The sequence below is a fragment of the Paenarthrobacter sp. NPDC091711 genome (genome assembly GCF_044756605.1).
GTDB lineage: Bacteria > Actinomycetota > Actinomycetes > Actinomycetales > Micrococcaceae > Arthrobacter.
The window spans coordinates 73,669-86,155 of record NZ_JBIVTF010000010.1 but is presented as its reverse complement, the minus strand read 5'-3'; the positions used below and the strand labels follow the sequence as shown (position 1 = coordinate 86,155).

11 protein-coding genes and 1 tRNA gene are annotated in these 12,487 nt (G+C 63.3%); 9 read left to right on the top strand and 3 right to left on the bottom strand.

Features of this window, described 5'->3' with window-relative positions; translation table 11 throughout:
* The first annotated feature begins 23 nt into the window (after positions 1-23).
* The 3 genes from ACIQH5_RS15445 to ACIQH5_RS15435 all read left to right on the top strand — a co-directional run bounded on the left by ACIQH5_RS15445 (position 24) and on the right by ACIQH5_RS15435 (position 3,179).
* The gene (locus tag ACIQH5_RS15445) at positions 24-1,427 is read left to right on the top strand and encodes an MFS transporter (RefSeq protein ID WP_400404883.1); all 1,404 of its coding nucleotides are present in this window, start codon (positions 24-26) and stop codon (positions 1,425-1,427) included.
* A gap of 64 nt (positions 1,428-1,491) precedes the next feature.
* The gene (locus ACIQH5_RS15440; RefSeq protein ID WP_024818355.1) at positions 1,492-1,974 is read left to right on the top strand and encodes a cation:proton antiporter regulatory subunit; all 483 of its coding nucleotides are present in this window, start codon (positions 1,492-1,494) and stop codon (positions 1,972-1,974) included.
* A gap of 5 nt (positions 1,975-1,979) precedes the next feature.
* Complete coding sequence (locus tag ACIQH5_RS15435; protein ID WP_400404881.1) at positions 1,980-3,179, top strand: cation:proton antiporter; 1,200 nt, start codon at positions 1,980-1,982, stop codon at positions 3,177-3,179.
* 96 nt (positions 3,180-3,275) lie between these two features.
* On the opposite strand, the gene dcd is transcribed toward ACIQH5_RS15435, so the two are convergent.
* Positions 3,276-3,851: a dCTP deaminase gene (gene dcd / locus ACIQH5_RS15430; protein WP_011776299.1), complete on the bottom strand. Its 576-nt coding sequence runs from the start codon at positions 3,849-3,851 to the stop codon at positions 3,276-3,278.
* Positions 3,852-3,960: 109 nt separating this feature from the next.
* Here dcd and ACIQH5_RS15425 point away from each other — a divergent pair, with 109 nt between their 5' ends.
* Positions 3,961-5,976 (top strand): CAP domain-containing protein, encoded by a 2,016-nt coding sequence (locus ACIQH5_RS15425; RefSeq protein ID WP_400404879.1) that lies wholly within the window; start codon positions 3,961-3,963, stop codon positions 5,974-5,976.
* A gap of 3 nt (positions 5,977-5,979) precedes the next feature.
* On the opposite strand, the gene ACIQH5_RS15420 is transcribed toward ACIQH5_RS15425, so the two are convergent.
* A complete protein-coding gene (locus tag ACIQH5_RS15420) occupies positions 5,980-6,423 on the bottom strand; it encodes an SRPBCC family protein (protein WP_400404877.1) in 444 nt (147 codons plus the stop codon).
* 214 nt (positions 6,424-6,637) lie between these two features.
* Here ACIQH5_RS15420 and ACIQH5_RS15415 point away from each other — a divergent pair, with 214 nt between their 5' ends.
* The 4 genes from ACIQH5_RS15415 (at position 6,638) to ACIQH5_RS15400 (ending at position 9,770) form a co-directional block, all read left to right on the top strand.
* On the top strand, positions 6,638-8,104 hold the full coding sequence (locus tag ACIQH5_RS15415; RefSeq protein ID WP_400404875.1) for a D-alanyl-D-alanine carboxypeptidase family protein: 1,467 nt from the start codon (positions 6,638-6,640) through the stop codon (positions 8,102-8,104).
* Positions 8,105-8,193: 89 nt separating this feature from the next.
* A tRNA-Gly gene (locus ACIQH5_RS15410) sits at positions 8,194-8,267 on the top strand.
* 214 nt (positions 8,268-8,481) lie between these two features.
* Positions 8,482-8,616 (top strand): hypothetical protein, encoded by a 135-nt coding sequence (locus ACIQH5_RS15405; protein ID WP_011776304.1) that lies wholly within the window; start codon positions 8,482-8,484, stop codon positions 8,614-8,616.
* Entirely contained in the window at positions 8,613-9,770 is a 1,158-nt protein-coding gene (locus ACIQH5_RS15400) for a N(5)-(carboxyethyl)ornithine synthase (protein WP_400404872.1), read from the top strand. Before ACIQH5_RS15405 ends, ACIQH5_RS15400 begins: the two co-directional genes overlap by 4 nt.
* Before the next feature lie 52 nt (positions 9,771-9,822).
* Here the strand turns inward: ACIQH5_RS15400 and ACIQH5_RS15395 are convergent, their stop codons facing one another.
* Positions 9,823-11,208, bottom strand: a complete 1,386-nt coding sequence (locus ACIQH5_RS15395) for an MFS transporter (RefSeq protein WP_400404870.1) — start codon at positions 11,206-11,208, stop codon at positions 9,823-9,825.
* A gap of 178 nt (positions 11,209-11,386) precedes the next feature.
* Between ACIQH5_RS15395 and ACIQH5_RS15390 the strand changes: the two genes are divergently transcribed.
* Positions 11,387-12,241, top strand: coding sequence for a LysR substrate-binding domain-containing protein (locus ACIQH5_RS15390; RefSeq protein ID WP_011776307.1), 855 nt, complete (start codon positions 11,387-11,389; stop codon positions 12,239-12,241).
* Positions 12,242-12,487: the final 246 nt, after the last annotated feature.

The window sequence follows — 12,487 nt, the reverse complement described above, 5'->3', positions numbered from 1 at the left end:
CCGGTCCCTATAGCATTCAAGCTATGAACGCGGCCGCAGTTCCCGAAGCCTCCCACCCGACGTCCGAGCTTGCCTCGGGGCCCGTCGCCTCCAAAAAGGCGCAGATACTCGCCTGGGCATCCTGGGACTGGGGCTCGGCTGCCTTCCAAGCGGTGATGACCACCTTCGTTTTCACCGTGTATTTGACGTCCAATGCCTTCGGCGGGGAGGACGCTGCCTCGGCAGCCCTCGGTGCCGCCCTGGCCATCGCAGGCCTCGCCATTGCGCTGCTTGCTCCTGTCACCGGTCAGCGTTCGGACGCCGGGGGTCGCCGCAAGCTCTGGTTGGGCGTCAACACCGCCGCCACGGCGGTCCTCACCGCGCTGTGCTTCTTCGTTTTCCCGCAGCCTGAGTTCCTGCTCCTCGGCGTGTGCCTGATCGCGGCAGGCAACATCTTCTTCGAGTTTGCAGGTGTGAACTACAACGCCATGCTGGCCCAGATCTCAACCCCCAAGAACATTGGCAGGGTCAGTGGCTTTGGCTGGGCCATGGGGTACCTCGGCGGAATCGTGGCGCTCCTCCTTGTCCTGCAGCTATTTGTTCAGCCTTCCTTTGACTGGTTCGGCTCGTCCACACAGGACTCCCTCAACATCCGCCTCGTTGCGATCTTCTCGGCCCTGTGGTTCTTCATCTTTGCCCTTCCCGTGATGTTCGCCGTGCCGGAAGTTTCCGTGAAGAAAGACACCGCCTCCCTGGGTTTTGCGGCATCGTACAAGTTGCTGTTTCGCCGTATCAGAGCGATCTACAAAACCAGTCCCCACACCATCTACTTCCTGTTGTCCAGCGCTATCTTCCGCGACGGCCTGGCGGCCGTGTTTACCTTCGGTGGCGTCATCGCGGCGGGTACCTTCGGCTTCGAACTGAAGGACGTCATCTTCTTCGCCATCTTCGGCAACGTTGTAGCTGCCGCCGGTGCCATCGCCGGAGGCTTCCTGGACGACAGGATCGGGCCCAAGGCTGTCATCATCCTCTCCTTGGTGGGGCTCCTTATCGCAGGCACGGCCATCCTGGTTCTCGGCAACGGCGATTACGTCTTCTTCGGAAACGCTTGGCCCGGAACCTCCACGTTCTGGGTCTTCGGCCTGTTGCTCTGCCTGTTCGTGGGGCCAGCCCAATCGTCTTCGCGCGCCTATCTGGCAAGGCTCGCCCCCGCCGGCGAATCCGGTGAACTCTTTGGGCTTTACGCCACAACGGGCAGGGCCGTCAGCTTCCTCGCCCCCACCCTCTTCACCCTGTGCATCACCATCGCCGCTCCGCTTGTTGCAGAAGGTGAAGCCCAGCGCTGGGGCATCCTGGGAATCATGGTGGTGCTGCTTGCAGGCCTGCTGGTGATCCTGCCGGTGAAACCACCGGCCCAGGTGGAAATAGCAGTGGTCCCAGAGCGTTAACTACATAGGACTGGCTAAGCATGAACGCCGTACCAGACCTATACAACAGAGTTAGGGTGGAGCTATGAACGTGGATGAGACAGAACTCCCGGGCCTCGGGATCCGTAAGGATTTCGTCACGGCCTCGGGCCGTCGCATCGGTGTCGTGGAACTTCGTGAGGGCGAGACAGAACTTTTCGTGTCCACGTGGGATGATCCTGACACATGCCAGGCATCCATCCCGTTGACGGCCGATGAAGCGTCGACGCTGGGGAACCTTCTGGGTGGTCAACACATTGCCATGCGCTTGGCCGAGGAGCATCGCGAGATACCGGGCATCGTCACCCGCCAGTTCTCCATCACCCCTGAATCGCCCTTCGCGAACCAACCCATGGGCAAGGCACAGATACGCACGCGCAGCGGTGTGTCCATCGTGGCGATCATGCGCGAAGGCGAGGTGGTCCCGTCGCCGGCACCCGACGTCGTACTTCACACCGGCGATTTGCTCGTAGCAGTCGGCACGCAGGAAGGTCTTGACTCGGCAGCCGACATCCTGCGCAACGGCTGACCGGAATGGATCCGCTCGCATTAGCCCTCGTTGAACTGGGGGCCGTCGTCTTCTGCCTCGGTCTCCTTGCTCGACTAGCGGGCCGCATAGGCATGTCCCCCATTCCTCTCTACTTGGTGGGGGGCCTGGCTTTCGGAGCCGGCGGGTTCGTCAAGCTCGATGGCATGCACGAGTTCGCCCATCTCTCAGGAGAAATCGGCGTCATCCTCCTGCTGCTTATGCTCGGACTGGAATACACGGCGTCGGAGCTCGTCACTGGGCTTCGGAGGTCCTGGCAGGCCGGCGTCATGGATTTTATTCTCAACTTCATCCCGGGTGCGGGCTTGGCCTTGCTTCTGGGCTGGGGGCTCGTGGGCGCAATCGTCATGGGTGGCGTCACCTACATCTCGTCGTCCGGAATCGCCGCAAAGGTGATCACCGACCTCGGCCGTATCGGTAACCGCGAAACCCCCGTAGTGCTTTCCATCCTGGTTTTTGAAGACCTCGCCATGGCCATCTACCTTCCCATCCTGACCGCCATCCTTGCCGGCGTAGGGTTCCTGGGCGGACTGCAAACCGTGGGCATTGCCCTCGCCGTGGTCACGGTGGTGTTGGTCATCGCCCTCAAGCACGGCCACCGCGTCTCGCAAGCGGTGCACAGTGAGAACTCCGAGGTCTTCCTGCTCAACGTGCTGGGCCTCGCACTCCTCGTGGCGGGCATTGCCTCCGCCCTCCAAGTGTCGGCCGCAGTGGGGGCCTTCATGTTGGGCATCGCCATCTCAGGCGCGACGGCTCACAACGCCACCAGGATTCTGGAACCGTTGCGGGACCTCTTCGCGGCGATCTTCTTTGTAGCGTTCGGGCTCAACACGGATCCCACGTCCATTCCGCCGGTCCTTGGATGGGCTCTGGTGCTGGCAGTCATCACCGCCGCAACCAAGATGCTGACGGGAATATGGGCCGCCAAGCGCGCCGGCATCGCTGTGCCGGGCCGCTTCCGCGCAGGAGCAGCCTTGATCGCCCGTGGTGAGTTCTCCATAGTCATTGCGGGGCTGGCTGTTGCTTCGGGCGCAGTGCCCGACGAACTCGCGGCACTCGCTACGGCTTATGTCCTCATCATGGCCATTCTCGGTCCACTTGCTGCCCGCTTCGTGGAACCGGTGGTCAAGGCCATCCGGAAGACACCGGGAGCCCCACCGCGTACGCCCGAGCGCGCCCCCGCGTAGCAAGCACGTCATGTCCCCCGGCCGAGCGGCGGGATCTCAACTCAAAGACACCCCAAAGCCCCGAAAGCTAACCCCTCGACGGCGCCGGGAAAGACGCTAGATGGACGTCCGGTGGAAGTTTTGGTGGCTGCGGCTCGCGGTGGGTCCACGCTGGCCTTGGTAGCGGTTGCCGTATTCGCCGGAACCGTAGGGGTGCTCCGCTGAGGACGTCAGCCGGAAGAAGCACAGCTGGCCGATCTTCATGCCCGGCCACAGCTTGATGGGCAACGTGGCAACGTTGGAGAGCTCCAAGGTCACGTGACCTGAGAAACCGGGATCGATGAAGCCGGCCGTGGAGTGCGTCAACAGCCCGAGGCGACCCAAGGACGACTTCCCCTCAAGGCGCGCAGCAATGTCGTCGGCCAGACTGACAGTTTCGTACGTGGAGCCGAGCACGAATTCTCCCGGGTGAAGGATGAACGGCTCGTCGCCCTCCACTTCCACCAACCGGGTCAGTTCCGGCTGTTCCTCGGCGGGGTCGATGTGGGCGTATTTATGGTTGTCGAAGAGCCGGAAGAACCGGTCAATACGCACGTCCACGGAGGACGGCTGAACCATCGCGGGGTCGTACGGTTCAAGAACAATCCGTTGGGAGTCTATTTCGGCACGAATATCGCGGTCAGAGATCAGCACAGCATCAAAAATACCCCATGCATTGTCCGCGCCGCCCCATGGGACTATAGTTCCCGGACATGTAGAACCGCGCCCGTACTTGGGGGCAACGAGCATTCGCGGGGTAATTGTGAGAAAACTGGCTGCGCCTGCCGCTATTGTGCTGGCCTGCACGCTGGCTCTTGGGGTGGCCGCTTCCAGCCAGATTTTCCCTTCAACGCAGACGAATCCCGGCCCCACTTCCGCCCCTTCGGCAGCTGTCCCGTCAGGACTGACGGCACCGAAGGAAACCACGACGGCGGATCCCGCACCTTCTGCGCCCCTCCCGGCGGCCGGCAACGCATCCCAGCCAGCCACGGTGCCCACCCCGGACACCGGGCCTTTGGAGCCGACACCTGGAGTCTCCACGGGAACCGGTTCGGACAGCGGACCCGTGGCAGTGGATCCCGTCTTTGAAACTCCGCCGCCTGTGCCCAGCATTGGGCCCTCGTGGGGTCCGGACAACCCCTCTGACACTGGTGTCACCGAACCACCGGCAACGGAACCGACTCCCCAGGGGACTTCTGGCGAAACCCCGAGCGAAATTCAACCGACGGCCCCAGCCGCGGGGCCGATCCCATCAGGCGCTCCCACAGATCCGGCCTCCCCGAGCGAAAGCGCCTCAGCTTCCCCCAGCGAAACGGCCGAACCGAGTACCTCACCATTACCGAGCGCACCGGCCGCATCATCCGAACCGACGGCGGGTACGCCCACCCCGAGCGCACCGGCCGTCACTCCGACGCCCACTGAAACCGCCAACCCAGCCCCTTCATCAGCACCGACCACGCCGTTCCCCGGCAAGAGCCCCAGCGGCGACACAAACCCGGACAACGGAGCACTGGCTCTCCTCCCTGACAGCAATGCGGCAGCGATCCTGACGGTGTTCAACGCCATCAACAGCTACCGCGCGTCGCTGGGCCTGGCTCCCGTGAAGTACCACGCGACGGTGGCCAGCCTGGCCCAGGACTGGTCCAACAACATTGCAACGCGTGAGGTGATCCAGCACCGCGCCAATTTCTGGACAGATCCCCGGGCGCTTAATCCAAACAATGGCGCGGGTGAGGTGATCGCTGTTCGCTGGGACCGGGACGCGGCGCAGCTGGTGGAGTGGTGGAAGGGCTCCCCTGGTCATGATGCCCTCTTGCGTGATCCCCGGTTCAACGTGATGGGCATCGGTATCACGTACACGGACGGTAACTGGCAGACCACTCCCAACCGTTTCACGCTCTGGGGTGTGGTGAATTTCTTCGGCTACACCACACTCCCGGCAGGGACCACGACGAGCCCGGGAGGCACGGTCACACCGCCTACGGATCCGGTGGCTGTTTGCCAGCCCGGAGACAGGCACCAGCCCCCCACTGTCAACCTGAGTGAGGCCGCCATTGGCAGCGCTGCCGACCTCGTTTCCGTCGGTTCGGACGGAACTGTCTACTCCTACCCGTCCTTGGGGGACGCCAAGTATGGTGGCGCCAAGAAGATCGGCATCGGCTTCACGGGGCTCAAGGAACTGTTCGTTTCCGACTGGGACCGTGACGGCGTCTTTGATCTCATTGCCCAAAGAACCGATGGCGCGCTGCTCGTTTACCCGGGGAGGATTGGCGGCGGCTTTGGTTCCCCGGGCGTCCTTGGCCAGGGGTGGCAGTCCCTGAACCTTGCCATCGGCAACTGGTGCGCCAACAACCGTCTCCCGCAAATCGTTGCCATGGACGCCTCCGGCGGCCTGTGGTTGTACAGGAACGCGGGCCTCACGTTCATCCGTTCCCAGGCTGCCATTGGCACAGGCAACAGGGCTGTCCGGCTCAGCATGGTGGATTACAACGCAGATGGATTCCAGGACCTGCTGACCGTTGAGCCCAATGGATACCTGCGCCTTTACCGCGGCAGCGGCCTGGGTACTCCCAAACAGGAGGCCCGGCCGGTGGTAGGCGCGGCGTGGACGGACTACTCCGGACTGCGTGCTCTGCAAGGAGTCGATGGGGCGGGGACCACCGGCGTTGCCGGGTTGGGCGCCAACGGTGTCCTGGAGTATTGGGACCTAACCTCAGGAAAGCTCACTACGCCTGTGGCAGTGGGTGGCGGGTGGGGCGGCTTCAAACTGGCCCAGTAGGGCTCAAGCCGCCGACCGCGATTCCATGACGGTCTTCAGCTGCTCCAACTGAGCCACTTCCTGCTCCATGCTTTTCTGGATCATGGGGTTCATCAGCTTCTGCAACCCCTTGGGGTGGTAGTCCAAAGCGAACCGTAGGCGCGTGCTCTGGCCTTCGGTACTGAGGTAGTAGCCGCCGGTTGGCCGCGCGGGTCCGGCGACCACGGCGAACCGCACTTCGGCGCCGGGCCGTGCTTCGGTGATCTGGAAGTCCGCGGCCACGGGTCGGCCGCCGGGTCCGTTGATGGTCTGCTGGTACAGGGCGCCCTTTTGCCCGCGGCCGCCGGATCGGAGGGAAATGCTGCGGATCCCTGAGCGCCACAATGAGTTGTTCAGTCCGTCCATCAGGAAGGCATAAATGGTCATGGCATCCCGGTGAATCACCACTTCATGGTCTGCGAAGGCCATGGAAACCTCTTTCGGCGTACGGATCAGTTACGTAGCCCGGTTCCCCCTACTCAGCAGCTAACACTTTCAGCGTAGCCAGCAGAACTTCGCTTGGGTCCTCTGGAGGCGAGCCTTGACCGAATGGTTATCTGACGTACCAATAAAGTCACCACTGACACCTGCCCGGCCACACGGTAGAGTGCCCCACGTTGACACAATCGAGATGGGGGACGTCATGCAGGTTCAGGATCGCCAAGGTCTTAGAGGTAAGTTCCGACGGCGGGTGGCTGCTTGTGCGGTCTTCCTGGCTGTTGCAGTGGCTGGTGGCGCTGTTTCGGCGGTCCCGGCCATGGCAGCTGCCGTTCCCGCCACAGTGAATCCTCTTCCCAGCGTGGACCCCATTGGTGACCCCACCAGCTACTCGGTGCTGGTCAACAAGTCCCGGCCTTTGAACCCTGCCAGCTACGCGCCGTCGGACCTTGTCAACGCACGCGGCTCGGGCCAGTACATGCGCGCAGAGGCGGCGGCCTGGCTTAACGGCCTGTTCCAGGGTGCGGCCGACGCCGGGACCGGCGGCTTGTCGATCGTGAGCGGCTACCGTTCCTACGCCCAGCAGCAACAGGTCTACGCGTACTACGTCAGCATTTACGGCCAGGCGTACGCGGACACCATTTCTGCCCGCCCCGGCTACAGCGAGCACCAGACCGGCTTGGCTATGGACATCGGCAACGCGGCAGGTTCCTGCGGCCTCAGCACATGTTTTGGTGACACCGCCGCGGGCAAATGGGTGGCGGCCAATGCCCACAAGTACGGCTTCATTGTCCGGTATCCCGATGGCTACACCGGAATCACGGGCTACAGCTACGAGCCATGGCACTTGCGCTATGTGGGCGTGGCCCTGGCCACTGACATGAATCGGCGCGGCTTCCCCACCCTGGAGCAGTACTTTGCCGGCAATACCGCGGTGTCCGCCAGCATCAAATCAGGCGCAGACCTGGCGGCGGCGGACGCCTCCGGCCGCCTGTTGAGGTACCCGTCGACGGCGGCAGGCGGCTACATGGATGCGGTGCAGATCGGTTCGGGGTGGACGGGTTTAAAGCAGGCGTTCGTTGTGGACTGGGACATCGATGGCGTCTATGACCTCTTGGCACAGTGGAACAACGGCACTCTGGGCGTGTTCCGGGGCCTTCCCGGCGGGGGCTTCGCAGGCCAAGTGATTGTAGGGAACGGCGGGTGGGACCAGATGACCATCACCGTGGGCAAGTGGACCCACGCGGACGGCCGGCCCGGCGTCGTCGGATACTTCCCGGACGGTGTGCTCCGCTACTACCCCAACACGTTTGGTGGCGCGCTGAGCAGCCCGCGCACAATCGGCAGCGGCTGGCAAGGCATGGAGCTGACCATCGCAGACTGGGAAGGCGACGGCGCCAACGACATCCTGGCCCGGACTTCCTCCGGGGCTTTGATCAATTACCGCGGCGACGGCTGGGCAGGTTTCTACGGCCCTGCCACAACAGTAGGTACCGGCTGGCAGTACATGCGTGTCATGGCTCCGAGCTTTGGACTGACGGGCGCAGGCACCCGTGGTATTACCGCCCAGACGTCAGATGGGAACCTCTACAACTACGGTTTGGGCCGAAGCCAGTGGACCACGTATGGACAAGTGGGCTCAGGATGGAACAGCTTGAAGTTGTTCAAATAGGGCCAAAGCCGGCACACGGTGCGCCGGTCATGAGGAGTCCCGCAACTGCGCTAAGCTAGGACTCGCTCGGGGGATTTTTCCCGGGCAACGCGGGCGTAGCTCAATGGTAGAGCGCTAGCTTCCCAAGCTCGATACGCGGGTTCGATTCCCGTCGCCCGCTCCAAGAAAACCCCGGATCCAGTGGTCCGGGGTTTCTTTTGTCTCAGCACTGAACGCTCGACGCCGGTACTCACCAATCGACGTCGGCCGTCACCTGAGAGGGCGGCCGCGCCGTCGTAAAAACACTCCCGCCCTGGTGACTCCGGCCACAGCGCCTTCCGGGGAGGTGTATCGTCAGGAGTCAGGAGCCATCGCGGCTCCGCTCTAAGGGAGCCATCATGGGCGACAAATCACCGCGCCAAACTGCATCGAAGAAATCCAGCAAATCCATCAAGGAAAAACGCGCGGATAAGCGGGCTTCCGAGTCTTCCGCCACCGAGGCGGCAAAGCCTTCCACCGGAAACAAGAAGTGACAGCAGCAACCGGCCAGCTGAGCGTTGGCGTCCTCGCTTCCTCACTGAAGCCCAATGAGCGCCGCTTGCCCATCCACCCGCAGCATTTGGAGCGCATCGCTCCTGAAGTTCGCCGGCAGCTTCGTTTTGAGCACGGCTACGGCGAGCGGTTCGGTGTCCCGGACAGCAAACTTGAATCTTTGGTGGGCGGGCTCGGGACGCGCGAGGAGTTGATCGCCAACAGCGATGTCATCCTGCTCCCGAAGCCGCAGGCCCAGGATTTGGCCGAGCTCCGCGACGGTCAGACGTTGTGGGGCTGGCCTCACTGCGTGCAGGACCGGGCTATCACCCAGTTGGCAATTGACAAGAAGCTCACGCTCATCGCCTTCGAGGCCATGAATCACTGGGCGGGCGACGGCGGGTTCGGCCTGCATGTTTTCCATAAGAACAACGAGCTCGCCGGATACTGCTCCGTGTTGCATGCTCTGGCCCTCACGGGTTCAACGGGCGATTATGGCCGCCGGCTCAGCGCCGTCGTTATTGGGTTCGGTGCCACGGCCCGCGGCGCCGTCACGGCGCTGAATGCCCATGGCATTCACGACGTCCAGGTCCTGACCAATCGGGGCGTCGCCGCCGTTGGGTCTCCGATCCATTCAGTACGGATTGTGCAGTTCGACCATGACAGCAAGGCGCCGTTCCTCAGCGAAGTCATTACGGACAAGGGACGCAAGCCTTTGGCGCCGTTCCTGGCCGCTGCGGACATCGTGGTGAACTGCACCCTGCAGGACCCGAACGCCCCGCTGACGTACCTTCGCACTGAAGACCTGACGGAATTCCAACCGGACAGCCTGATTGTGGATGTGTCCTGCGACGAAGGCATGGGCTTCAGCTGGGCGCGGACCACCACGTTCGACGAGCCCATGTTCCGCGTGGGCGGGCACGTCAATTACTACGCCGTGGACCACAGCCCGTCCTACCTTTGGAATTCGGCCAGCTGGGAAATCAGCGAGGCCCTGCTTCCGTTTCTGGACACCGTGGTGGCGGGACCGGACGGTTGGGATGCCAACGAGACCGTCTCCCGCGCAATCGAAATTCGCGATGGTGTGATTCGCAATCCGGACGTCCTGGAGTTCCAGGGACGTTCAGCGGATTACCCGCACTTGCCAGTGGCCTAGCCATTAGTTCGACGCACCATGAAGCGCCCCCGGCTCACGGGGGCGCTTCACTTCAAGCCGTTTGCGGTTCCTGCACGATCCGCAGCACCCGCCGCCGATCCCGCAGGTCCACTTTGATGTGCAGGGATGACTTCCGGGCCAGGACGAAGGCGACTACCACCGCCGCGATGGCCGGCACACCACCGGAGATCAGGACGGCCAGGTGGGGTCCGAGGTGCTCGGCGAGCCAACCCATCATGGGCCCGCCGATTGCCTGCCCACCGATCAGCACCACCAAGTACAGGCTCATGACGCGCCCTCGGATGCTCATGTTAGAGCTGGTCTGCACCATTTGGTTGGCCGCGGTAAGGAACATGAGACACCAGAATCCGGCGAGGACCATGGTGACGCTGAACCACACCATGGTTGGCATGAGCGAGGACACACAGAGCATCAGGCCATACAGACCGGCAGAGGTCACCACCGACCGCAATCGCAGTTGACGACGGCGGGTGGACGCCACTGCGCCGGTCAGCGCACCGAGCGCAACCATCGCGTTCAGCAGGCCGTAGCCTCCGGCACCGGCGTCGTACACGTGGTCCGCGAAGGCGGCCAGGAGCACGGGCAGGCTCATGGCGAAAACTGCCACGAAGCCGGCCATTAACCATGGCCAGTAGATGGTGGGCTTGCTGAGTGCGTAATTGAGACCTTCGCGCAGCATTCCCTTCTTGCGGGGAGTCGGCTGGCTGAGGTGCAGCTGGTCCTTGCGGAGAATCAGCAGCATGGCCACCGTGGAGCAGCATGCCACCGCGTTCGCGGCGAAGGCCCAGCCGGCACCCACTGCGGTGAGCAGCACACCGGCAAGGGCGGGCCCAATCAGGCCGCCGAGCTGGAAGGTGGTGGAGTTCACGCTGATGGCGTTCCGCAGGTACTTGGGACCCACGAGCTCGTTGACGAACACTTGCCGGGCCGGCTGGTCCAGGACGGTCACGAAGCCCAACGCCAGTGCGATCACGTAGACGTGCCAGACCTCAACGCGCTGGCTCAGCGAGAGCACCGCGAGCAGGGCGGCAAGTACCGCTGCCGCGGATTGGCAGATGATGAGGATCTTTCGCTTGGCGAAGCGGTCGGCGATCATTCCGCCCCACGGGCCAAGGAAAAGCGACGGCATGAACTGCAGCGCCACCGTAATTCCGACGGCGGTGACGGAACCGGACAGCTGGAGCACCATCCAGTCCTGGGCGATGCGCTGCATCCAGATGGCGATCACGGCGATGAAGTGGCCGATCGCGAAGATCCTGAAGTTGGGCACCTTCAGGGAGATGAAGGTATGCCGCCAGGGCAGCTTTTCACTCACGACGGCGAGTGGCTGGGTGACGGTGTCCGCGGGCGGAGGTGCGGACAGGGAATCGATGACGGGCTGGCTGACGTTTGCCGCTGAAGGCGGTGGGGGTGCCAAAGGTAGTCCTCGGATGGAGAGTTTCGGTGGGATGCGTTTAACGCTAAGGTTGCCAGCAACAATTATGGAAGCGTATTGCGCCTATAACTAGCATTGCGGAACGCAATGAGCTGCTTGCGGCACCAGGGAAAGCGGCGCAGTACTCCGGCCCGGCGCTGACCTGCGCTTTAGGAGTTCCGTGTTCGAACCTGTCCAGCTCCGTTCCTTTTTGGCCGTCGCGGAAACGCTGAGTTTCACCAAAGCCGCAGAGCGTCTTGGGCTCGCGCAGCCCACTGTCAGCCAGCATGTCCGCAAGCTCGAGGCGTCCGCCAAAAGGGTGCTGGTTGCCCGCGATACGCGCGAAGTCCGGCTCACCGATAACGGCGATGCGATGGCCGGTTTTGCCCGCAGCATCCTTGCCGCCCACGACTCCGCCGCCCGCTACTTTTCGGGTTCGGCCATGCGCGGGCGCCTCCGATTCGGAACCGCCGACGACCTCGCCATCACGGGCCTCCCCCGCATCCTCCGCGAGTTCCGGCAGCTATACCCGCAAATCAACCTGGAACTCACCGTCAGCCAAAGCGACCAGCTCTACAAACGACTCAATGCCGGGCAACTGGACCTGGTCTTCGTGAAATGGGTGGCCGGAGCCAAGGAAGGCACGGTAGTCCGGCACGACAACTTCGCCTGGGTGGGTGTGGAGCAGACCGTCCTGGAGCCAGGAGCGCCGGTCCCACTCATCGCCTACCCGGCACCCAGCCTCAGCCGAAAGCTCGCCATCGATGCCTTGGAAGCCGAGGGCCGGACCTGGCGGATCACGTGCAGCACCAAGCAGATCAGCGGGGTGCTTGCCGCAGTCCGGGCAGGCATTGGTGTGGCGGTAATGCCGGCGTCCCTGGTTCCGGAGGACTTGAAAGTCATCACGCAGAGGTTCGGACTGCCGCCAGTGGGGGACGTCGATTTCACCCTGATCCGCAACCCGCTGGCAAACGCCGAAGTGATCGATGCCCTCACCCAGGCCATCATGGGGCGGACCCTAAGTAAGTCGAACTAGTGTGCCGGGCGGCTTGGCCGAAATGATGTCGCGTAGTACGTCGCACCCTTTTCCGCCGCTTGCACCAGTAACCTCTGGCGCGTGTGGGGGGAGCGGGTGCGGCGCTGGCGCTTATGGGGTGCGTGGGGCGGGGGCGGGTGCGGAGGACCGCCGGGAGCGGGCGCGCCTTTGGCGCTGACCACGCCCATACCTGGGCCACCCCGTCCCTCGACAGTGGCACCGTACGTCGCACCCGTTTCCGCCGCT

Coding starts and splice junctions, on each gene's coding strand:
- ACIQH5_RS15440 (WP_024818355.1), top strand. CDS start 1,492: ATGAACGTGGATGAGACAGAACTCCCGGGCCTCGGGATCCGTAAGGAT.
- ACIQH5_RS15415 (WP_400404875.1), top strand. CDS start 6,638: ATGCAGGTTCAGGATCGCCAAGGTCTTAGAGGTAAGTTCCGACGGCGG.
- ACIQH5_RS15420 (WP_400404877.1), bottom strand. CDS start 6,423: ATGGCCTTCGCAGACCATGAAGTGGTGATTCACCGGGATGCCATGACC.
- ACIQH5_RS15405 (WP_011776304.1), top strand. CDS start 8,482: ATGGGCGACAAATCACCGCGCCAAACTGCATCGAAGAAATCCAGCAAA.
- ACIQH5_RS15445 (WP_400404883.1), top strand. CDS start 24: ATGAACGCGGCCGCAGTTCCCGAAGCCTCCCACCCGACGTCCGAGCTT.
- ACIQH5_RS15435 (WP_400404881.1), top strand. CDS start 1,980: ATGGATCCGCTCGCATTAGCCCTCGTTGAACTGGGGGCCGTCGTCTTC.